Source organism: Enterococcus sp. DIV1375a (genome assembly GCF_051712205.1).
In the GTDB taxonomy this organism is placed as follows: domain Bacteria; phylum Bacillota; class Bacilli; order Lactobacillales; family Enterococcaceae; genus Enterococcus; species Enterococcus faecalis.
Map to the genome: position 1 here is coordinate 41,432 of NZ_JBIOOM010000003.1, position 20,987 is coordinate 62,418.

22 protein-coding genes and 1 pseudogene are annotated in these 20,987 nt (G+C 34.0%); 19 read left to right on the forward strand and 4 right to left on the reverse strand.

Annotated elements, in window-relative coordinates; all coding sequences use genetic code 11:
- Window positions 1-14: 14 nt before the first annotated feature.
- From IGJ63_RS13845 to IGJ63_RS13855, 3 genes are read left to right on the forward strand one after another with little or no spacing between them, the layout of a single operon-like run.
- On the forward strand, window positions 15-401 hold the full coding sequence (locus tag IGJ63_RS13845) for a hypothetical protein (RefSeq protein ID WP_438746749.1): 387 nt from the start codon (window positions 15-17) through the stop codon (window positions 399-401).
- A gap of 18 nt (window positions 402-419) precedes the next feature.
- Window positions 420-701, forward strand: coding sequence for a hypothetical protein (locus tag IGJ63_RS13850; protein WP_438746751.1), 282 nt, complete (start codon window positions 420-422; stop codon window positions 699-701).
- 60 nt (window positions 702-761) lie between these two features.
- Complete coding sequence (locus tag IGJ63_RS13855; protein ID WP_263307206.1) at window positions 762-1,037, forward strand: hypothetical protein; 276 nt, start codon at window positions 762-764, stop codon at window positions 1,035-1,037.
- A gap of 143 nt (window positions 1,038-1,180) precedes the next feature.
- Here IGJ63_RS13855 and IGJ63_RS13860 read toward each other — a convergent pair.
- Window positions 1,181-2,327 (reverse strand): annotated as a pseudogene (locus IGJ63_RS13860) (IS3 family transposase).
- Window positions 2,328-2,410: 83 nt separating this feature from the next.
- On the opposite strand from IGJ63_RS13860, the gene IGJ63_RS13865 reads away from it, so the two are divergent.
- Both IGJ63_RS13865 and IGJ63_RS13870 read left to right on the forward strand, forming a co-directional pair.
- Window positions 2,411-2,725, forward strand: a complete 315-nt coding sequence (locus tag IGJ63_RS13865; protein WP_263307213.1) for a hypothetical protein — start codon at window positions 2,411-2,413, stop codon at window positions 2,723-2,725.
- Window positions 2,712-3,059 carry a lipocalin family protein gene (locus IGJ63_RS13870; RefSeq protein ID WP_137274112.1) on the forward strand — a complete coding sequence of 116 codons (348 nt, stop codon included), beginning with the start codon at window positions 2,712-2,714 and terminating at the stop codon, window positions 3,057-3,059. The genes IGJ63_RS13865 and IGJ63_RS13870 overlap by 14 nt, the downstream gene beginning before the upstream one ends.
- Before the next feature lie 151 nt (window positions 3,060-3,210).
- Here IGJ63_RS13870 and IGJ63_RS13875 read toward each other — a convergent pair whose 3' ends face one another.
- From IGJ63_RS13875 to IGJ63_RS13885, 3 genes are all read right to left on the reverse strand, one after another.
- The gene (locus tag IGJ63_RS13875) at window positions 3,211-3,630 is read right to left on the reverse strand and encodes a hypothetical protein (protein ID WP_263307212.1); all 420 of its coding nucleotides are present in this window, start codon (window positions 3,628-3,630) and stop codon (window positions 3,211-3,213) included.
- A 61-nt stretch (window positions 3,631-3,691) separates the two neighbouring features.
- Window positions 3,692-3,931 (reverse strand): hypothetical protein, encoded by a 240-nt coding sequence (locus tag IGJ63_RS13880; RefSeq protein WP_016633163.1) that lies wholly within the window; start codon window positions 3,929-3,931, stop codon window positions 3,692-3,694.
- Window positions 3,932-4,204: 273 nt separating this feature from the next.
- Window positions 4,205-5,455, reverse strand: coding sequence for an IS110 family transposase (locus IGJ63_RS13885; RefSeq protein WP_226062448.1), 1,251 nt, complete (start codon window positions 5,453-5,455; stop codon window positions 4,205-4,207).
- 394 nt (window positions 5,456-5,849) lie between these two features.
- On the opposite strand from IGJ63_RS13885, the gene IGJ63_RS13890 reads away from it, so the two are divergent.
- The 14 genes from IGJ63_RS13890 to IGJ63_RS13955 all read left to right on the forward strand — a co-directional run.
- Window positions 5,850-6,671 (forward strand): LysM peptidoglycan-binding domain-containing protein, encoded by an 822-nt coding sequence (locus tag IGJ63_RS13890; protein ID WP_263307211.1) that lies wholly within the window; start codon window positions 5,850-5,852, stop codon window positions 6,669-6,671.
- Between the two features lie 117 nt (window positions 6,672-6,788).
- A complete protein-coding gene (locus IGJ63_RS13895) occupies window positions 6,789-10,868 on the forward strand; it encodes a SpaA isopeptide-forming pilin-related protein (protein WP_263307210.1) in 4,080 nt (1,359 codons plus the stop codon).
- Between the two features lie 159 nt (window positions 10,869-11,027).
- Window positions 11,028-11,336, forward strand: a complete 309-nt coding sequence (locus IGJ63_RS13900) for a hypothetical protein (RefSeq protein WP_263307209.1) — start codon at window positions 11,028-11,030, stop codon at window positions 11,334-11,336.
- A gap of 79 nt (window positions 11,337-11,415) precedes the next feature.
- Window positions 11,416-11,913, forward strand: coding sequence for a hypothetical protein (locus tag IGJ63_RS13905; RefSeq protein ID WP_263307208.1), 498 nt, complete (start codon window positions 11,416-11,418; stop codon window positions 11,911-11,913).
- A 153-nt stretch (window positions 11,914-12,066) separates the two neighbouring features.
- Window positions 12,067-12,393 (forward strand): hypothetical protein, encoded by a 327-nt coding sequence (locus tag IGJ63_RS13910; RefSeq protein WP_016633158.1) that lies wholly within the window; start codon window positions 12,067-12,069, stop codon window positions 12,391-12,393.
- Window positions 12,394-12,486: 93 nt separating this feature from the next.
- On the forward strand, window positions 12,487-13,965 hold the full coding sequence (locus IGJ63_RS13915) for a glucosaminidase domain-containing protein (RefSeq protein ID WP_438746754.1): 1,479 nt from the start codon (window positions 12,487-12,489) through the stop codon (window positions 13,963-13,965).
- A 65-nt stretch (window positions 13,966-14,030) separates the two neighbouring features.
- Window positions 14,031-14,579 (forward strand): hypothetical protein, encoded by a 549-nt coding sequence (locus IGJ63_RS13920; RefSeq protein ID WP_438746757.1) that lies wholly within the window; start codon window positions 14,031-14,033, stop codon window positions 14,577-14,579.
- Window positions 14,580-14,609: 30 nt separating this feature from the next.
- On the forward strand, window positions 14,610-15,479 hold the full coding sequence (locus IGJ63_RS13925) for a hypothetical protein (RefSeq protein ID WP_263307142.1): 870 nt from the start codon (window positions 14,610-14,612) through the stop codon (window positions 15,477-15,479).
- A 778-nt stretch (window positions 15,480-16,257) separates the two neighbouring features.
- Entirely contained in the window at window positions 16,258-17,088 is an 831-nt protein-coding gene (locus IGJ63_RS13930; RefSeq protein ID WP_263307141.1) for a hypothetical protein, read from the forward strand.
- Between the two features lie 27 nt (window positions 17,089-17,115).
- Complete coding sequence (locus IGJ63_RS13935) at window positions 17,116-17,337, forward strand: hypothetical protein (protein WP_014862349.1); 222 nt, start codon at window positions 17,116-17,118, stop codon at window positions 17,335-17,337.
- A complete protein-coding gene (locus tag IGJ63_RS13940; RefSeq protein WP_263307140.1) occupies window positions 17,327-17,662 on the forward strand; it encodes a hypothetical protein in 336 nt (111 codons plus the stop codon). Before IGJ63_RS13935 ends, IGJ63_RS13940 begins: the two co-directional genes overlap by 11 nt.
- Before the next feature lie 5 nt (window positions 17,663-17,667).
- Window positions 17,668-18,807, forward strand: a complete 1,140-nt coding sequence (locus IGJ63_RS13945) for a hypothetical protein (RefSeq protein WP_263307139.1) — start codon at window positions 17,668-17,670, stop codon at window positions 18,805-18,807.
- A 107-nt stretch (window positions 18,808-18,914) separates the two neighbouring features.
- On the forward strand, window positions 18,915-19,469 hold the full coding sequence (locus IGJ63_RS13950; protein WP_172689694.1) for a hypothetical protein: 555 nt from the start codon (window positions 18,915-18,917) through the stop codon (window positions 19,467-19,469).
- 68 nt (window positions 19,470-19,537) lie between these two features.
- Window positions 19,538-20,987, forward strand: a 1,450-nt coding sequence (locus IGJ63_RS13955; protein WP_438746759.1) for a hypothetical protein, incomplete at its 3' end; no start/stop codon positions are given.

Below are 20,987 nucleotides of genomic sequence, written 5' to 3' on the forward strand. Positions count from 1 at the left end.
ATAGGAGTGATAGATTGTTCTTTGGTAATGTTTTTCTAAAATATCAAATACGAATCTTAGTTGTTTTTCTAATCATTACTATCATTACTATGTTTTTTACTATTTTTAGCACGTTTATCAATAGTAAAAATCAAAAATTTTTAGAGAAACAAGATAATGTAATTGTAAAAAAAATCGAATTTCATCCAGAAATATCAACTAAAAGAAGGATGCACAGTGGCAATGGTGTGTTAGTTCCACAATGCTCACATTTTGGTACCTATTGGGAAATAGTTGTTGAATCAAAAATTGATGGTAAACCTATTTTAGTTTCAGCTAGTTATAATTTAGAAAAAAAACCAAATTTTCAGGATGGGGATAAAATAAGTGTTAGAGGAAAAGAATTGAAGAAGGTTAAATAAGAGAAAGGAAAAGATATGATGAGTAATGAAATCCCAAGAATTGAAGAGAATGAAAGAGCCACTAGATTAGCAAAACAATTAAAAGAATCGCAACATTCAATAAGTTCAAACGGTGTAGTAAAACAAATTATTCTAACAAATATTGGTGAAAATGAAATTGATATAAATGTTACAGGAATGACTGATAAAGAAAGTATCTTTGTTTTGGCAATGGCTTTAATCAGATGCAGTAAAAAGTTAGGCCTAACTGAAGCTACATTGAATAAAAGTATGTCTTGTCTATGGAAAGATACTGATTAAGTATTGATTGGTATGTGAACGATATAAGGAATGGAATATTATAGAAAGGAGCAATTTATCATGTCAGTAAAATACGAAAAACAATTTGGAATGGAAGTTGTATATGTTACTAAGCGAAAAAAAGCAGAAAGCGTAGAAGAAGAGTTGGTTAATTTGTTAAAAAAACAAAAGAATTGTCAGCTTCTTTTATCTGAATGTTCGAAAAAGATAAATAAATCACCATTAGAAATACTTAGTATGTTAAAGCAATTTACACATATAGAGCGTAGTTATGTACGTGAAAACGGTGAAATAAAAAATATATTAAGATTAATTCCAGGAATAAAGAAGTGGTAATTACGTAGAAAAGCAAATAGAAAGGATAAAAGTCAATTTGAAAAGAAATGTATCGGATTGTTGGAAATCGATCAATTTTAGATTTAAATCAAGAAGTACAAATGGATAGATGTCAATAAAGTAGACACAAAAAGAGAAGATACTTAAAGACTTTCAAAGTAAAGAGCCTCCTTTTCATTTGGTGTAAGCATATCTAATGTTCCATGAGGACGTTTGGTGTTATAGAATCCTTCAATGTAAGTGAAGCAAGCCAACCGTACTTCTTCGATTGAATGAAATGAACGGCGGTTTAATTCTTCTTTTTTCATATATTTAAAAAAAGCTTCGGTGACGGCGTTATCCCACGGATAACCTGGTTTTGAAAGAGAATGGACAATCGGATGATGCTCTATAAACTTTCTAAATTCAAAAGAGGTATATTGAGACCCTTGATCTGTATGAAAAAGAACAGGATTCATTAATTTTCGAGAATGAAGTGCTTTTTCTAATGTTTGAATGGCTAGTTTTGTATCAATCGTTGATCCTACGGTCCAAGCAATTACTTTTCTAGAAAACAAATCTAAAACGACACACAAATACGCAAATGTTTTCTTACCGATGGGGATATAAGAAAAATCACTTGTCCAAACTTGATTTGGTGCAGGTGGATTGAACGCTTGGTTTAGATGATTTGGACGTGTCAAAGAAACCTTGTTTTTCCTTTTTTTGAAAACAGGTTTTATTGTAGACATTTTTGGAAGGTCCATTGATTTCATTAAACGATAAACGCGACCAATACTAATCGAAATACCATAATCACGCAAAAGGATCCGGCGGATTTTTGCAGCGCCAAGACGTTTTTGAGAAGAAGTATAAATTTCTAAAATCACTTTTCTTAGGTATTGATTTTGGGGCTACTTTTCCAGAAAAACGTTTGTAATAGGTGGAACGATTGACTTTGAGTACGCGACAGAGTGTAACAATACTGTGCTCATATCGAAGAATGTGTATGGCTTTTAATCGTTCGTCGAGTGAGGCGTGAATATGGCAATCGCTTTTTTTTAGGATTAAATTTTCCTCCTCGAGTTGCGCATTTCGTTTTTGTAGCTGTTTGATCTGACGAGCCGTAAGGATCGTATCATCGTCAATTTTTACTTCGGAATATTGTTTGACCCAACGAGCAATTGAAGAAAGAGCAATGCCGTACTCCTTAGATAAAGCATTTTGAGTTTTTCCACTTTCGTGAAGTTTTACAATGGATTTTTTAAACTCTTCGTCAAATTTACGTGGTGATTTTCTGTTATTTACCATATTAAAAAGTCCTTTCAAAATTTGTGTCTATTTATTTAAGAGTATATCAAAAAATGTGTCCACTTTATTAGGATACATGCAATATGATTTTTTATCAAGTAGACTCGCCTTTTTGGGCATTGCTTATTGTTGAAAAGAAAGAAGACTGTTTGCCACTTTATGAAGAGTGGATAGGTGAAGTAGAAAATCGTAATGAATTTTTTAACGAGTTAATGCCGTTAAATAGAAATGAGGCCATTAAAGTGATGGCCAAAACGATTAGTGAAGAAACCATGCAGCCAATTGGAATGGAAGAAGCGATGAGAAGTATTATGAATGCCATTAAACAGAAAAAAAGTATTAGGAATAGATCGCTCGCTTTGCTCTTAAAAAGGAGAAAATCGTATGTCAGAATATAATATTTGTAGAGAATTTGAAGGAAAATTGTTAACGTTGGATACCATTCAATCATTTCCAGATGTTCCAGAAAAAAAGCACTTTTTGAAAGTGCGTAAAATGTTGGAAAAAGAAGGATTTGATCCAGATAGTTTTAGAATTGGGGAGATCCCAGCTGAATATGTATACTATTTTGAACGAGCAGTAGCGGAACCAGGTATTGATTATTTTTCCGTGTATGCAAATGAAGAAGATAAACTTATCCCGCAGTATACAACATTGGAATGTAATTCAAAAGGCCACAATACGTTTGATTGTTCAACAATTCGTGAATCAATAGATAAACACGAATGTTAACTTAGCTTAGGAAAGAACCGAATAAAGACTATTCTCAAAGAATAATAACTATTTCAATTATATATAAGATATAATATTGAAGCGATTTTTAAAAGTTGGTATAATAATAACGGTTATGTGATAAAAGTAACAAGAGAGCTTCTCTTGTTACTTAACGGGAGTATGCAAGGTATTGTTCATGAATTTTTGCAAGACCAAAAGTGTCACCTATTTTTAATTTATTAGGGGTATGTTTGATACTAGAAATTGAAAAAAGGTTTTTCTCTTTATCTGTTACGGTAAGTGGAAATTCAATATTATTTTCTTTTTCAGAAGTGATAAAAGCTACGTTTTTCTTTTCAAACAAGACAGTAGTGATTTGAGAAGAACCAAGGTCTATTAAATCTTGTCCATATTTTTCTCTTAAGCTATTTAATGAAGGATAAATGGCAAGCTCACTAGAATGGCTTGTAGTAGTTGATTGAACAGTATTTTGTGACTGTGTTTCTGTTTTGTTAGATACAGTAAAAGCAATAATAGTAAGTACAATCAGTAAGATTGCACCAATAGCAACAATGTATTTCTTATTCATAGAACCTCCGTTGTAAAATTGTTTATTATTGTTTAAAGTATAATACAAGACAGAAAACGACTTATTGCCGTTTCTGTCTTTTTTCTTCGAGCTGTTCGGCATATTTTTCAACATCGCTTTTCAGATATAGACGAACACTTCCAGTGCCTGAACCGTATTCTAAAAAAGGTTTGATATATTTTAAATTTACGGATTGAGAAAAACTGCTGTAACTTTGTTTAGTTATTTTGGCAGCTTCTTGTCTAGTTAATAAATTTGTTAAACACCAGTCTTGAATATCTTGATTTGTTTTTAAATCCATCATAAATCTCCTTTCAATGTTGTATAGTAAATTTATTATACTAAAAAATAAAAAAATAGCAAAAATGTGTTTACTTTTTACGTTAAGTTTATTATAATAAACTTAACGTAATAGTTGAAAATATTTAATAAAGAAAGCCTAATGGTAATAAGTCAAGATATAAATTTTAGAATATGAGTTAGATTTTGAAAAATTAGACCGCACTGAACTAGACCCGACCAAAATCAAATTTTTTTCGGGGTGCTCACGAAGATTTTCGCAAATAACTTTACGTTATTTTTCTATCACCACCTTCGCTGGCTGATAGAATTGACCGTTGCGTAGTAGCGCATCGATCAAGCGTACAAATTTTCTTCCGGTTAAGACGAGCGCTCGTTTATGTTTGTGTTTAGGTACTTCATTTCTCTTTTTTTGGTAGTACTCTTTAAATTCTGGAAGTGTGCTTCTTACTCGATTGGTGGCTTCAATTAAGTAGTAACGAAAATAGCGATTTCCAGAACGATTTAGTGGCGTGTTTTCAGATTGAGAATTTCCCGACTGATTTTTAGTCCAAGTTAGACCGGCATACTTCGCTAACTTGGATTGATCATCAAATCGCTCGATTTGACCAATCTCAGCGATTAAGCCCGCAGTATAAACAGCTCCTAATCCTGGGACGCTTAATAAGCATTGGGCTTCTGGAATTGTTTCAAGTAAAGCAGTAATGGCTTTTTCAATTTCTTTAATCTGTTTTTTTAGAAATTTGATTTCATTGGCGATTATACCTAATACAAGGTCAATGGAATTCTTGGTTACTTTACCTAAACGATAAGAACTACGTACAGCTTTTTGAATACTTTTGACAAGTTGCTCTGGATTTTTGAATCGACCCTTTCCTAGCTTTTGAAGTAATTCAACGGCCGCTTCCAGAGACATTTCTGAAAATTCATCTAAGGTAATGCCTTCTGTAAGTAGATTCATAATCGAAGCTCCGAATATGGAAGTTTTATTATCTTCATTCGCAAGTTCTTTTGATAAAGTATTACATTTATACGTCAAATTTTCTAAAAAATGTTGTTTTGCTTCTACCATTTGTGTCACTAATTGATAACGAGATCTTGTTAGTCGTTGAAGACCAACATAAACTTCTTCTTTAATAGGAGACAATGTATGGAGATCTACTCGCAGATAATCAGCTATGATCTGTGCATCAATTTTGTCTGTTTTATCCTGATCGAACATTCTTGAATACTGTTTGATTCTATAAGGATTTTCTACAGTGACTTCGACAGGTAATAGCTTCAAATCTTCATCTAAGTAGAAAAACATTGCTGGGTGGAAACTATAAACAGAAGTTGATTCCATACCTATGACAATTTGGCAGAAACCAAAGGTTTCTTGGTAGTCGAGAATTCTTTGTTTGATTTCGCTAGCTCCGATTAAATCGTTGCTAAGTGAACCTTCAAACAAGATTTCTTTGGAGTCTGTTAAAAAACAAGTATCTAATTTTTGAGAACTAACGTCTAAACCAATAAATAATTTCATGGAAGGTCCTCCTTTCATAAATTTTTTGGAATACTTAGCTATTGAAGTTTATCCCTGAATCTTATTGAATAACCGCAGTCTCGCTTAATAGTACTCAATTGTTTTCCTCTTAAAAGCCACCCTATTTCCTACTAGAAATAGTTTAAGAAGTGAACGGTACAGCTAATGGGTTTGAGGCATGATAATTCAATAAGTCGGGATGCAGGCTTTCTGCTGTAGTCATAGCTACAAAGGAAATTAGCAGTGTTCCGATAGACCGTTTCCATAAGTCTATTATCCAGGAACAAAATTCAATAGCCAAGGTTTAAAAGTTATTTAATAAGGAATAGCCCTAAGGGGTGACTGAAACGATGGAAGTCGTTTCAAAATATATATTACGAGAAGGAATTAAATCATGAAAATTTTGAAGGTATTAGCTATCGGAGTAACAGTAGGTGGAATTGCATTAGCAATGAATAGTGAAAAAGCTGAAGCAGCAGAATGGACACCACGTACAGCAGAACAAATCAAAGCTGAAATTAAAGGGAATGAATATACTATTGTTTGGGGAGATACACTAAGTGCTATTAGCCAAGCAACAAATATTACAGTGCAAAAATTAGCAGATATGAACAAAATTGCAAATGTAGATTTAATTTATGCAGGAAACAAACTGAGCTTTGATGGCAATGTAGCAAGTGTGCAAAACAGCGCAGGTGAAACTGTGGCTCAAACAGTGATTCAAGATAAAGACAAAGTAAATCCAAGTCAACCTGTTGGCCAACCTGCACAAGAGGCAACAACGAATAATAATGCAGTAACAGATAACACACAAACTGGAAATGTTGAAGCAGCACCAAGTACGCCAGAACAAACGCCAGTTCAACCAGATAATGGCAACCAAGGCGAACAAACAACGCCTTCTACACCAGAAAATAATCAACCGTCAACTCCTGAAAACGGAGGAACGACAACGCCAGAACAACCAAGCCAACCAGGTGGAGGCAATCAAGGTGGTTCAAATGGAGGAACAACTACTCCTGAAAAACCAGAAACGCCACAAGAACCAACTCCAGATTATGATATTCCTGGACGAGTAAGCCCTTGGTTTATGACAGCAGAGGAAGCTTACGCATGGGCAGAAAAAAATTTAACTGAAGAAGAATACAATAGAGCTCGTGTAGAAGGAACATCATTTTCTGATGGAACTATACGTTCTTGTGTAGTTTTAGGATAGAATTCAAAAAAAGAAAAAAGACATTCGACAAAAAGTTGAATGTCTTTTTTTTGTACAAAAATTTCACCAATTTCAGGTGTTTATATAGATAAAATTTTTATTTAAGGAGGAAAATAAATGCGATTAAAAAAATTATGTACACTTTTTACTCTAGCAGTGTTAGGAATGAATTCTTTAACTCCTATAACACAAGTAGTAGCTGAAGAACTTCCGTCTATAGTATCTACAGAAACAACTGCTTCTGAAAGTACGTCCAGTACGACGGAAACTTCAAAAGAAGAAACAACAGAAAAAACTCAAACAAGTTCTTCTGAAAAAGAGAAGACAAGTGAGACAAAAGAGAATGAAACAAATACACAAACTCAGCCGTCTACAGATACGGAAATAAGTGAATCAACAGTTAACGCTGATAATTCAAGTCCAGAAGTGGCAAAAGGCGAAGAACAACTGTATTCTTCTGATAAATCTGCCTATACTTATTTAGAAGGCAATGAAACAGAGCTTGTAAAAGCAGAATTACTTGCTTTTATGGACGCACATACACAAGAAATTCAAGCAATCAAAGGTGCTTCTTATGAAGCACACGTAGGATTTACTGCTTCAAATGGTAAGTTGTATGAATTCACTCCAGTTGAATCAGCAGCTAGATTACGTAGAGCGGTTGAAGAACGAGCAGGAATTACGATTCAAGTTGTTCGTCAATTTGCGGTTAATTGGCATATTCGCATGCCTAACAGCGGATTAGAAACATGGGGATCAGTTTATGATGAAATGGCTACTCCAGATGGAAAACCGCTTTTTTGTATTGAACCAGGGCTCTTGGTTAATGGTTTTGGCGGATATACACAAACCGTAATGCCTAGTCAAATTACTACAAGAATGAAACAAGGAGCGACAATTGGATATACTAAAACTAAAGATATTCCACATTACTGGAATACTCAGACATTTTTGTGGGACGAATTAGGCGTTCAATGGATTCAAAACAGCGGGCGTAACCAAGGGATTATTAATGAAATTCATACTGGTATTGCGAATCTAGCAAAACGTCCGTCTTTCCAAAATAAAGAAGTAACATTAAAAGTAGGTCAATCTGTAACATTAACAGATACAAATGGTGTATTTAAAGATTATCAAAAAATGACCATAAATACAGCAGGTGTAAAAGTTGAGCATAATGGAAATAAATTAATCTTAACTGCAACAGCTGCAAGTAATGAAACAGGTAAAATTTCATTCCAAAGATATAATTTGGAACCGTTGAATATTGCTTATATTAAACCTGGTAGTCAAACAGTTGCTGTTATGCATGATCCTGATATGGCTAGTTTCAGTATTCCAATCAAAGTCCTAAAAAACGGTAATGTAAAAATCAAAAAAGTGGACGCTGACACAGGAAAAGCTATTTCTGGTGCGAAATTCAAACTCTCTTATGGTGGCCGAAATGTGGAAGTGGTAACTAACGCTAATGGTGAAGCTGACCTGAAAGACATTCCTCATGGGACAAAAGTAACCATTAAAGAAATTCAAGCAGCGAACGGTTATGTGCTTAACAAAACACCACAAACAGTCACAATTGAAGCCAATAAAACAATTACAGTTACTTTCAAAAATAAAAAACAAGTGGGCCGCTTAGATCTTATCAAAGAAGATAAGGAAACAGGCAATCAAGCGCAAGGTTCTGCTAAGTTAGAAGGTGCTGTGTATGGTTTATTTGAAACAAACGGTCAAAAAGTAAAAGAAGTGACGTTGAAAAAATCTGGAGACAAAGTCACAGGTTCTTTTGAAAACATTCAAATTATGCATGACTATTATGTTCAAGAAATCAAAGCACCAGAAGGATATACGTTAGATAAAACAAAATATCCAGTAAACATTGCATATGCAGGCCAAGATAAAACTGTCGCAGTAAAAACAATGACGCTAAAAGACCAAGTCATCAAAGGTGGCGTGGAAATTGTTAAAATTGGTGACAAACCACTTGTCAAAAAAGTCCTTGATACAATCACAGGGAAAGCAGACAATATCAAGCCTCAATTAGAAGGGGCAGAATTCACTATCACGTCAAAAACAACTGGAAAAGTTGTAAAAGTGATGACAACGGATAAAAATGGTAAAGCAAGTACAGGTAAAACATTGCCTTACGATTCTTATGTAATGACAGAAACTAAAACGCCAGAAGGTTACTTGCCAATTGAGCCAATCGAATTTACCATTTCAGAAGAAGACCAAAAATTCTTCTGGGTATTGGAAGATAAAATCATTGAAGCTCGTCTACATTTAGTGAAAGTTGACGCAGAAACAGGAAAAAATATTCCGCTACGCGATACAACGTTCAAAATTTGGGACCGCTGGGCAAATGACGGTAAAGGCGACTATGTTTCTATGCGTGTACCAAACTCATTAGAAATTAGTGACGAATTCAAAACCAATGAAAAAGGGGAATTGGTGACAAGCGATAGCTTACCTTACGGAAAAAATCGTTATGAAATTCGTGAGTTACGTGCGCCAGAAGGCTACTTGCTTGCGACTGAACCAGTTGTTTTCTCTGTTACTGAAGCCGATGCAGGTGGTGTAATTACGATTAAATTCGAGAATATGCCACAAAAAGGCCAAGTAAAAATCCATAAAACAGGTGAAAAAGGCATTTCTACTGTCGAAAAAGAATGTGAGTACGGAAAATATGCGGAAATTCAATATGACCAAGTGGATTTAGCAGGTGTGAAATTCAAAATCCGTGCAAGAGAAGATATTACAACACCAGACGGAACAGTTCGTTTGGCCAAAGGTGAATATGTTCAAAAAGACGGCAAAGATTTTGAGTTAGTAACAAATGATTTAGGAATGACTGAATCTGAGCCAAACTTGTATCTAGGTAAATACGAAGCAGTGGAAATCGAAGCACCAAATGGTTTTGTGATGTTAAAAGACCCAATTCCTTTTGAAATCAAATACGAAGGTCAACTGGTTGAATTGGCTTCTACAACCGTTAAAGTGGAAAATCAATTGCAAGAAATCAACGTATACGGCTACAAGAAACAAGAAGTTGTAACTGGTTGGGAAGACGGTAAACCAGTAATTGAGCTAGAAAATGCGAAGAATGGCCAAGTCTTTGGCTTGTTTGTTGGTGAAGGTGGTATTCAAATTGGTTTTGATATTTTACCTCACGACACAGCATTAGCTTTTGCGAAAGTAAAAGACGGTAAATTAGCTTTTGAAGGCTTAACATTACCAAACGTAGAAAGTAACTTCTACCTAAAAGAAATTGATGCAGGCAATGATCATGTGCTAGACGAAACCAAATATGAATTTAAGTATGTACCTTCTACGAATGAAAAAGAGCATACGATTCATGTCTTTGCGGACGGATACGCTGAAAACAAAGAAATCTTGACGAAAATGGCTCGAAAAGAAATTGAAAACAAATTGGCGTATACAGACGTAGAGCTAATCAAAACGGACAACTTAGGAAACAAACCACTTGAAGGGGTTGAGTTCCAATTGATCCGTGTAGACGGTAAAAAAGAAACTGTGGTAAATACGTACAAAACAGATAAAGACGGAAAAATCACTGTGAAGAAATTACCAACAGGGAACTACAAATTCAAAGAAACAAAACCATTGAGCTGGTACTATCCAAATACCGACGATTTGAGCTTTGAAGTAACGCCAGAAATAAATGGCCAATTCATTTCACTTAAAGCAGTCAATAAACGTAAACCAATGGAAATTACTACACTTTTAGCAACCGTAGACGGTAAGAAAACTGCTGATCCAACGGTTGACAATACGTTACGTGATGAAGTGAGAATCAAAGGCTCTGAGGCAGGACATACGTACACTATCGTTACTCCATATGTAGACCCAGAAACGAAAAAAGTCATTACGACTGTTGAATCAACGTATACAGCAAAAGCCGAAAATGAAACGATCCATGTAGATATTCCAATTGCGAAAAATACAATGAAAGACGGTCAAAAAGGGGTAGCTACTCACTATATCTATTACGACAAAGAAAAAACAAAACTTGTTGGTAAAGAAGATAACTTGGCCAATAAAGACCAAACAGTTACCTTCAAAACACCAAAAGCATTACCAAAAACAGGAGAAACAGCAAATGTTGCATATGTGGCATTAGGGCTGTTTCTTTTTGTATGCGCAAGTGTTGTTTTGGTTCGTCGTAAAGTCAAAGAATAATTGAGCATGACGAATAAGCGATTAGATTTCTTCTAACCGCTTATTCGATTTTGTAAAGAGTGGAATTGTAGACAATAAAAATTAACAGGAAAAGTGAAGATTAAAAGCTCTTTGCTTTTTTTGTTAGTTAAAGTATGTAGGAGGTAAGCAAATAAGAAAATGTTGTTATATATTGTTCAAAAATATAAGGGAGCTATTTATGTTGAAGATAGTATCATTTTTTATGATAAAAAATTGATGGAAGAATATATAAAAGAAAAAAAAGATTCTGAATTATATACGTACAGAGGGATTATAATTAATCCTTTTTTAACTGAAGATGTATTAATGAAATTCAATTTTTCAATTGAAAGAGATATTTTAGCACTTCATGAAGAGTTCAAACAAATAGTAAAACCTGAATATAGGTTTTTATCAGACAAATTGTTTTATAAAGTGTGTCCTTTTATAATCAATTGGTTCTCTTAACTAATAAAACTAGAGATAGTCAAAAGAGACTATTTCTAGTTTTGTTATGATATTTGAAGTCAAAGTAGGAGGGATCTGAATGTTAATTCTTCTAGCTATTAAAGAAAGCATGTTATTGATAATGGATGCTTTGTTAAAGATAGTAAGTCATTTGAGTTTTTGGCTGTTACTACTATTGGTTTTATATGGTTTAGGCTATGTTTTTTTTGTCTGGTATTTACAAATGAAAAAAAGAAATTTTCTAATAATATTAGGCCTTTTTCTTATTACTACATGTACAACAAGTTATTTTTATATTGAGAAAGAGAACGAGTGGAAAGATACCATCCACCAGAGTTTAGAAGAAAACCATTATTTGTTACCAGAAAAGGTAAATGGAAAGTTTGAACCAATTATAAAGATTCAAGATAGGCTAAAAAAAGAAGGACCTTCTTTTACTGTTACTTTTAATATAGAAAACAGGACGAAAAGGGCAATATTTCCCAAATTTTATTTAACAGGAGAGATTCGAGGAAATAAAGTAACAAATATTCAAATCGTTAATAACAAAAATGTAAAGGAGAAACTTTTACAATGAGTAGCATTCTTTTTGCTTGTGGCTTACTTGTTGGTCTTTTCTTAGGCGTATGCTTAAGTTATCTAGCTTTACACGTTGAATAACATAGTTTTTTTGACAGTGAAGTTCACTGTTTTTACTTATAATAATTGAGAAAATTTTAGGAGGACTTTTATGGGAAGTATTTTTAAAGCTGAAGGAAAAGCTTTAGCAGTGAGAGAAACAGATGTAAAACTTTATTATGATGAAAATAATTATCTTATTCGGATTTCACTTTTACCGAATAAAGTGTTGGAATTTCAGAAGAACGGCTTGTTGAAGCCAGATCAGTTAAGGGCATACACCCAGATACTTTTGATACATTCAGGCAAGTGTTTGCCGATACCGATTGTACAAGGAAGTCATGGTGTTTGGAAAGATTTGTTTGGATTTGACGTGCCAAAATCTTCTAAAATAAAGAAACGAAAACTAAACAAGTGGCACCTAAAAGCAAAAAATTAAAAAATTTTTTACAATGCATTAAAAAAGCTTTCACAAACAGTTGTATATACTTCTATTTGGTAAGAAAAAATTGAAATAAATGGAGGAAAAAGCATGAAGAAAACAAGTAAACTATTGTCTGCATTATTAGTTGTTAGTCAAGTATTTGGCTATACACCAGCAGTTTTTGCAAATGAAGAACCTACGTCGCCGACACTTTCTTCAGAATCTGCGACGGTTCAAGAAGGAAGTAATGGAGGACAAACAGAAGAAACCGTTGATTCTACACCAGAAACAACGCCAGAAGCACCACCAACAGATTCTTCCACGGAAGAACAACCAACTACACCTGAGCAACCAGTGGAACCAGAAACACCTACGGTGCCAGATTCAAGCAAACCAGAAACCACACCCGTAGAACCCGAACAAAAACCAGAAGAAAATCAGCCTGTGGAAGAGTCTAAGCCAACGGATTCTACAACGACACAAACACCACAAAAGCCGACAGAAACGCCGACGAATCAGCCAAATGTGTCCACTCAATCTGGTGTTTCTACTAATACAGAAACAAGCACAACAAATCAAGGAATAGCAGCACCTGTTGTAGACGAAGTCAAAGATTATCATCAAGCACCGTCAGCACCGATTCAAGAGTTAGTGCCAGAAAGTACGGTTTCTTCTGATGGGATGGTTCATTTTGAACGAAATGAAAGTGTGGAACAATTTATTCAAAAAATTGGAGAAGCAGCTAGAAAAGTGGGGCAAGAAAATGATTTGTATGCATCTGTTATGATTGCCCAAGCGATTTTAGAATCTGCTAGTGGTCAAAGTTTACTATCAAAAGCACCAAATTATAATTTGTTTGGCATTAAAGGCACACATAACGGAAAAGGGGTCTCTTTTGCGACACAAGAGGATTTAGGCAATGGAACACTTTATACTACCCAAGCAACCTTTAGACAATATCAGAGCTATGAAGAGAGCCTGAAAGACTATGCGAAACTCTTAAAAGAAGGGTTGGCAGGGAATGCTTCTTTTTATGAAGGCGTCTGGAAAAGTAAAGCGAAAACCTATCAAGAAGCCACTCGGTATTTGACAGGACGTTATGCGACAGATAGTCAATACAATCAGAAATTAAACGGCTTAATTGAAACCTACGACTTAACCATGTATGATCATCCGAAAGCGACAGTAGAAATGACAGAATCTGATTTTCCAGCGTATAACGGGGAAAACTATGATACGGCAAACAGCTATGCGTGGGGAAATTGTACGCAATATGTCTATAATCGAATCACGCAATTAGGCAAACACATTGATTTAACTATGGGAAATGGAAAAGACTGGGGCGTGACAGGACAAGCCCGAGGATATGAAGTAAGCCGCACACCACAAGCAGGAACAGCCGTTTCCTTCCCTGCGGGCGTGTTAGGTGCAGATCCAGTGTATGGGCATGTGGCATTCGTCGAAAAAGTGAATCAAGACGGTTCAATTTACATTTCAGAAATGAATGTACAAGGCTTAAACGTCGTATCTACTCGTACAATTGCAGCAACTCAAACAAGTATGTTGAGTTATATCATGCCCAAATAAAAAAACAAGAAAAGCAGACAATGTGTCTGCTTTTCTTTTGTTTATACGAGAAAGGATTTTGAAAAATGGTGAATACAAAAGCCGTAGTTTTATTTGTTATTCTAACTTCAGTTATTTTTTTATATGTAGTGTTTGGTTACATAAAGATAGAATCAAATAAGTTGGAGGAAAAGATTTATGCTGATACAGCAGTGAACTATGAACTTGTGAAAAAAGAAGAATTTGAGGAATTGTCATCAGTTGATAAAGAACTAAATATCTTTGGGTCGAAAGGGAATTCTCCTTTATTATTAGGAAATTTTTTCATATTTAGTTCAGGAGTAACAAAAAATGGAGAAACTCAAACAAGTAGTGATTTATATTATTTTACGAAATCTGATTTTGGATTAGTAAAACATCATTTGTCAGATACGATAAAGGTTGATAAAAAGAAAAACAATGTTTTTTATAAAGCAACGGAAGAAAAGCAGCCATTTATTGAAGTGAAGGAAGCGAAATTTAAAGATAAGGTATTAGAAGAAAAACGTAAAAAGTTTGGTATATCAAGAACAATTTATGTGATTTATGCACCGAAGGATATGTTAGAGCTTATTAAGTGTGTAGAATTAACGTAGGTAGAAAGTATAAAGGAAGAAGGCTAACAAATGAAAAATGATGTTAAAAAAATGTTCAACGAGTTAAAAAGGGAAATGAAAGAAACAAAAAATAAATGTAAAGCAACCCTAACAAGTTCTGCGTTTTATCGCGTGCAATTGATGAATCTTATTTATTTTATTAGATATCGTGCGATGATAGTTTATCTATTGTATGCTTTGAATTTTAGTCTACTTTTTTTTGAATTAGACAAAAGTCTTGGATTATCTAAACAACAGCTGTTTACAAGCGTAGCAGAAACGCTAAGTAAAGTTTTACTTTTGTTGATTCTTGTTCAATTTGTAGCATGGGGAATGGATATAATGTCTAAATCAAGATATAGATATAGAAGGGAACCACTATGTCGTTTCGTAAAATACTTCATTGTCTATAGTTGTGTATTGAGAGTTTATTCCGCTTGGCAAGGACAAATTTCAAATATCCAAACGTTGGATGATATTCCAAGGGAATTTGATGTTACCTTCCTTTCCAATTTAGTAACGTTTCTTTTAAGTAGCCTTGCAATTTATCTTTTTTGGAAAAGAGCAAGGAACCATTTAGCTGTTATTACAGATTATAGAGAAAAAAGAGAGGCTAGTTCTATTCCTAAACGTATTCAAGATCAAGTTATTTTATCGGATTATGCTAAGCAGCTTTTTGTTCCAGTTGGTTTAAAAAAAGTTGAACATGAGCTTGAAACCCAGCCTGCCTATATAGAAGGACAATCTTCTCATATTCATATAGGAAAATATCTAAAAGAAACATTTGTTATTGTGAAATTGAAGTGGTCAATTATCGAACCGAAAAGTTTATCTGTGCAAGAATGTGTGCTTGAGACTGATTCATCAGTCACTTTAGAAGAATCTGGTGAACGAGGATGAAAAGTAAAGAGACAGTTAAAAAGTGGAAAGCTAATAGTTTCTAGAACAAGAAGCTTCTGAGTAAAGGAAATAAAAAAAAGAGAAGCAATCATGACTGATTGCTTCAACAGCGGTTTAGAAAACATTATCTAATTTTTTTGAGGTATATGTTATTTATATAGCATATTCTTCAAAAAAATTCAATAAAAAAATACCAGTCTTTTAGACTGGCAGTCGTAAATTCAATGCGTCGAATTTACTCAGGATTTGCACTATGTTTGAGTTACTCGCTTCTTTATTTTATATCACAGCCAAAGAACTTTTTCAATAAAAAATAAAAAGGCTCGATAAAATATGCGAAGCCTTTCAAGATAGATTGTGATGGAGTGTTTAATACACCTTTCATTATAAAACAAATGAAAAGGATGTCAATTTTATGATAAAAACAGTCAATCGACCACTGATTGACTGTTTTTGGACAATGTTATTGGTAGACTATTGATCCAGAAAGAAACGCCCGTTAGTATCCGCTAACGGACGCTTGAGTGTGACAAAGAACAGAAAATAACACTGTTTTTTGTTTTTTTATACCACAAATGCTGTCTTTTTTTTTCAAGAAAAAAAGAATGTCCAGTACCGCAACTACTGGACACCAAAGGAGTATTTTTTGTTTTGTGACTTAGTCACAGGGATTATTAAAGGAGTATTGTCCTTCTATTTATTATATAACATAAAGCAATTTTTGAAGCAAGTAGTTTTTACTTGCTTTTTTGTTGCTTTGAAAGGGGGTGAGGTGAAAATGAACGAAAAAGAACTAGCTATAAAAAAATGGTTACTACATTTGTTAGATCAAGTTTATCTTGATGCAGATGCGTACAAAAACTTTTTTATACGTATTTTACCAAAAGAGCGAAAGCGTGTAACAGGCACTTATCATTCAGTTGAACGAGTGATTGAGGTAAGTAACTTGTTACGGCCTCCAGAAGTAATTGCTTTAAATGTCATAAAGCTTTTAGCTCAACATATTGTTGTGGTTAATCAAGAATTATTTGACACAGAAGAATCAGAAGTAAGTATCTGCAAAGAATTACTAACAGAATTAATCAATCAAGGAAAAATTAGTAAGAAAGAATTAGAAACGATGGTTGATACAGGAATGTTAGATGACGAAATGGCGGTGTATGGAGAAATTTCTACATGGTCAGAAAAAGAGACAGAAGACTTACTTTGTGTGGTAGTTAGAAATAGTTTTTCTCTTAAAGGAGCATTACGAAAACGAGGGTATAAATGGTTGTCAGCTAGAAAAGCATGGATTAAAACTTATTCTTCGTTAGAAACTGCTGAAGAGGAAAAAAGCAGCTTGTGGACGTTAAGCAGTGAAATAGACATTGGGCTTGAAACACCGATACAATGTTTATTTCATTTTGATTATTTTCTTGCCATTAAACAACCAGAAGTCAATGGTGACCAAATGGAAGTGCTTGGCTATGTCTATGAAAATTACGGAATTACCAAAAAATTTGTTAAGCGCGTTCCTACTTGTTTATTTTCAAATGAACGAGAACGGTTGGCAAAATTAGAAATTCCATTTGAATTAGTCGTACCGAAAGAACGTCAGGTCGTGTATTAAACACATAAAAAAATAGGAGGCAAGTATATGGCAGTAAAAATTGATGGAGTCATAAAAAAACGTGCGCAATCGTTAATGGCTCTAAATGGCCAATCTTATGAAGAATGGCTAAATGAACAACATCAGAAATATTTGAATGAACAAGCTGATGTGATTGATCAATTATTGAAAAAAGAATTGGAACGAAAAAAGCGTGAGAATCAGCAAAAACCACATCAAATGTATGGAGGAAATTCTAATGGTGAATAAAGTAAAAGAAAAGTGGACACGTTGGACGAGTGTGTTACAAATGATTTTAGCTTTAGGTTGGATTGAAGTAAATACAATGATGCCTGCTTTTGCAGACGTAGAACAAACATTAAAAGGAGTAGAAACGGGTTTAGGTTCTAATTTTAGAAAATTTGCCAATCCAGCCTTAGGTATTGCAGTTTTAATTTATGGTGGTTGTCGTTTCTTAGGATTAGAACTTTCACAATGGGCCAAAAGATTTGCCTTTGGTGCCTTTCTAGGTGCAGCCATTATTATTAATTTCAGCTGGATTAAAGATACTATCTGGGGCTGGCTAGGAGGGTAAAAGAAATGGCAGTAGAAGTAGAAATTTTAACATCAAATGTTGAAATTTTAGCAAAGCAGCCTCCCTTAGAATTATTGCTTTTTAGTGATTTTTTAGAAATTACCCAGTATATGGAAAAAGGAGAAACTGTGACGTTTCAATTATTGGAAGTATCTGGAGAGCCGTTTTACAAAGGGACATTTACAAAAATGTCTGAGGAATATGCGTTTGAAGAAGATATTCGTAAAAAGTTGAATCAAGTGATAAAACAAAAGAAAATGTCTGCAGAACAAGCAGAATCATTATTGGAAAAACTTTCTTTTACAACGGTTCAAGAGACACCACCGCTTTCTGTGAAACAGAAATTTTTAGAAAAAAAGAAAGAGAAGTCTGAAAAAGTAATGATTCAGAAAAAGAAACCAGAAAGACGTGTTCCACGTCTTTCTAAGGTTTCTCTTCCTTCTTTTTTTGTTTCATGGAAAAAAATAGGCATTGGAGTGCTTATTTTTAGCTGTATAGGATTAAGTGCCTTCTTTTTCTTGAAAAATGATACGAGTGTAGCAAAGAAAGACACTAGTTATGAACAATTATTTCAGGAAGGAAACTATCAACAGCTTTTACAAAAGTATCCTGAAAAAGAACAAACGTTGATTGAGCAGTTGTATCAAGAAGGAAATGAGAAGGGGCTGGAAGAAGTAGCGAAACAAGCCACTGATAACTTGGCTCAATTTTATCTTTCTTTTTATCGAAAAGACTGGGAAAAAGTGACAACTCTTAAAGAGTTACCACAAGAAAAAGACGTTTTGGCAATGAAAGGTTATGCTTTTTTAAAGCAAGGCAAGTTGGAAGAAGCTAAATTAATCAATGAAGCAATCAAAAATGAAACACTCACCCAACAAATTGAAGCATATGAACTAACTCAGGCATATAAGGCTTTGCGAGAAGGAAATGTTTCAACCGCTGAAAAAATCAATAAAGAAATAGCAAATAAACAGCTATCAGACGATATTTCAGTAGTAAAAAGTATATTAAATTTAATGAATAAATATGCAGAAGATAAAGAAAATAAAAAGTTGTCAGAAGCTGAGCGAAAAGAAGCCCAACAAAATTATGATGAATGGAAAAAGAATTTACAACAAATAGGGGAAGAGTCAATCTTTGAGTAAAAATGATAGGTATCCTCTATACATATTGTGGAGTTCTTTTAAAAAGTAGTTTCTTTTTTTATCTAGAATCCAAAAAATATTTTTGCTAAAATTAGAGGTGAATAAAGGTGGAAGGATTGAATTTAATGGATTGGATGCAGCTTACAGGAATTGGTTCTGCAATAGTAACCTTAGTATGGTTATTTGTAAAAGTTTCAAGAGATACAAAATCATTATCAGATGATCATCGATATTTACAAAATGGCCAATCAGAAATTAAAAAAAGTCTTAGAAATGCAAGAGAAAAGAGAGAATCTTATTTTCAAGATTTAAAAGAAAACATATTCATGTTATCTAAAGGGTTACTAGGCATAGAAAAAGATACTAATAATGTTTGGAAACTTCTTTTAGAACAACAAGAAAAAGAAAAACAGAAATTAAGTTTATTGAGTTATAGTCAACAAGATATTCAAGACTCGTTGGAACATATTCAAGGGATTTTTGAAGAAGTCAAAGAAACAAATCGTTTGAATGCTAAACTTGCTTCTGAAAGAGAAGAATTGATACGTAAAAACGAAGAATTGACTGAGAAGAATCAACAGTTGCAACAAAAGAACCATGAGTTAACTAAAAAATTAGATAAAGTAATGAATAAAGGACGTTCTAGAGGCTTAGAACGTTAAAGAATATAAAATACTACGTAAAACGATAATCATTAAATGATTGTCGTTTTTTTATTGGAGGAAAAACTATGTCAAAAGAAGTAAATGTAAACAATGAGAAAAAAATGAAGTATGGAATTGTTAGTGTATGTGCAGTCGCTTTGTTAGGCTGTGGTGCAGCATTTGCTATGTTAAACAATGAACCTGAGCCAGTGCATAAAGCAAATGGCACAGAAACAATCCAAGAACGCAAAGAAAAACCGTCTGCAGACACGAAAAAAGCGCCTTGGGAAAAACAAGTGGAAAAAAGTCAGAAGAAAGAAGCTTCTAAAAAATCAACCAAAACAGACGATCCACTGGCATTAGTTAAGGATGAAGCTCCGTTGGTAGTAGCTAATCCATTAAAAGCAAAAGTTGAATTACTGAATCAGTTAGAAAAAGCGATTTCTGTACAAAATGAGAAAGAAGCAACCAGGAAAAAAGAACAAGAAGTCGTTCCTTTAGTATTCTCTAAAGAGGAGAAACCAGCTGTTTCTTTAACAGAAAAACCGACTAATAAACCGAATGTAGAAAAGCCTGAAGGCTCCGAAGAATTGGAACAACCAGTATTACCAGAAAAACCAATTTTACCAAATGAACCTGTATTGCCAGATAATCAACCGTCTATACCAACACCGCCTGACCAAAATATTCCAAGTGAACCAGAGCAACCAGTATTACCAGAAGAGCCAACAGGACCTTCTTTAGATGAGTTGGTTTCTTCCGCAAAAGATAAGTTACAAACAGCAAATACGCAAGCTCAAGCAATTAATCAACAGTTACAACAAGTACAAGACAAATTAAACCAATTGAATCAAGTAACAGAAAAAACACAAGCAAATGTAAATGAAGCAACAGAACATTTAGCTGAAGTAAATCGATTAGTAGCAGAATACAATGAATTATCGGCTCAAATTAAACAGTTGTTAAATGAAAATAACGAAATTCCGCCTATTAATCTAACAATCTATCAAGAAACTTATGCGAAGTTACAAGCAAAAGTAACTGAAATTCAAGAAGCACAGAAAAAAGCAACACAGTCAACAGAAGCTGTACAAACAGTTGTTTCAGAAGCACAAGAAGTAAATCAATCATTAGATACAATGAAACAACAATATGAAGAAACGCATAAACCACAAGCGGAAACAGCTGTTTCTACGATTCAAACAACTGTAAATGAAGTGAAAGAAACACCTGAAGTAGCAGAACAGGTACAACCAGAATTATCTCAAACACAAGAAACAGCGAATACGATAGGAACAACAATAGAAAAAGTGGAAGCTGGGTTTGAAGAAGCTAATCAAGCAACAACGGAAGAAAAATTAACGCAAGCCCAAGACTCTATTAATCAGTTAGTAGAAGAAACAACTAATCAAAATCAGAAGGTAGAAGAAGTATTAGCAGACTTTAATCAATTGCCAACCCCACCTGAAGTGCCAGAACAAGAGACACCAGAAACTGCACCTACCACGAGTGAAGTAACTACCCCTGAGCAACCTG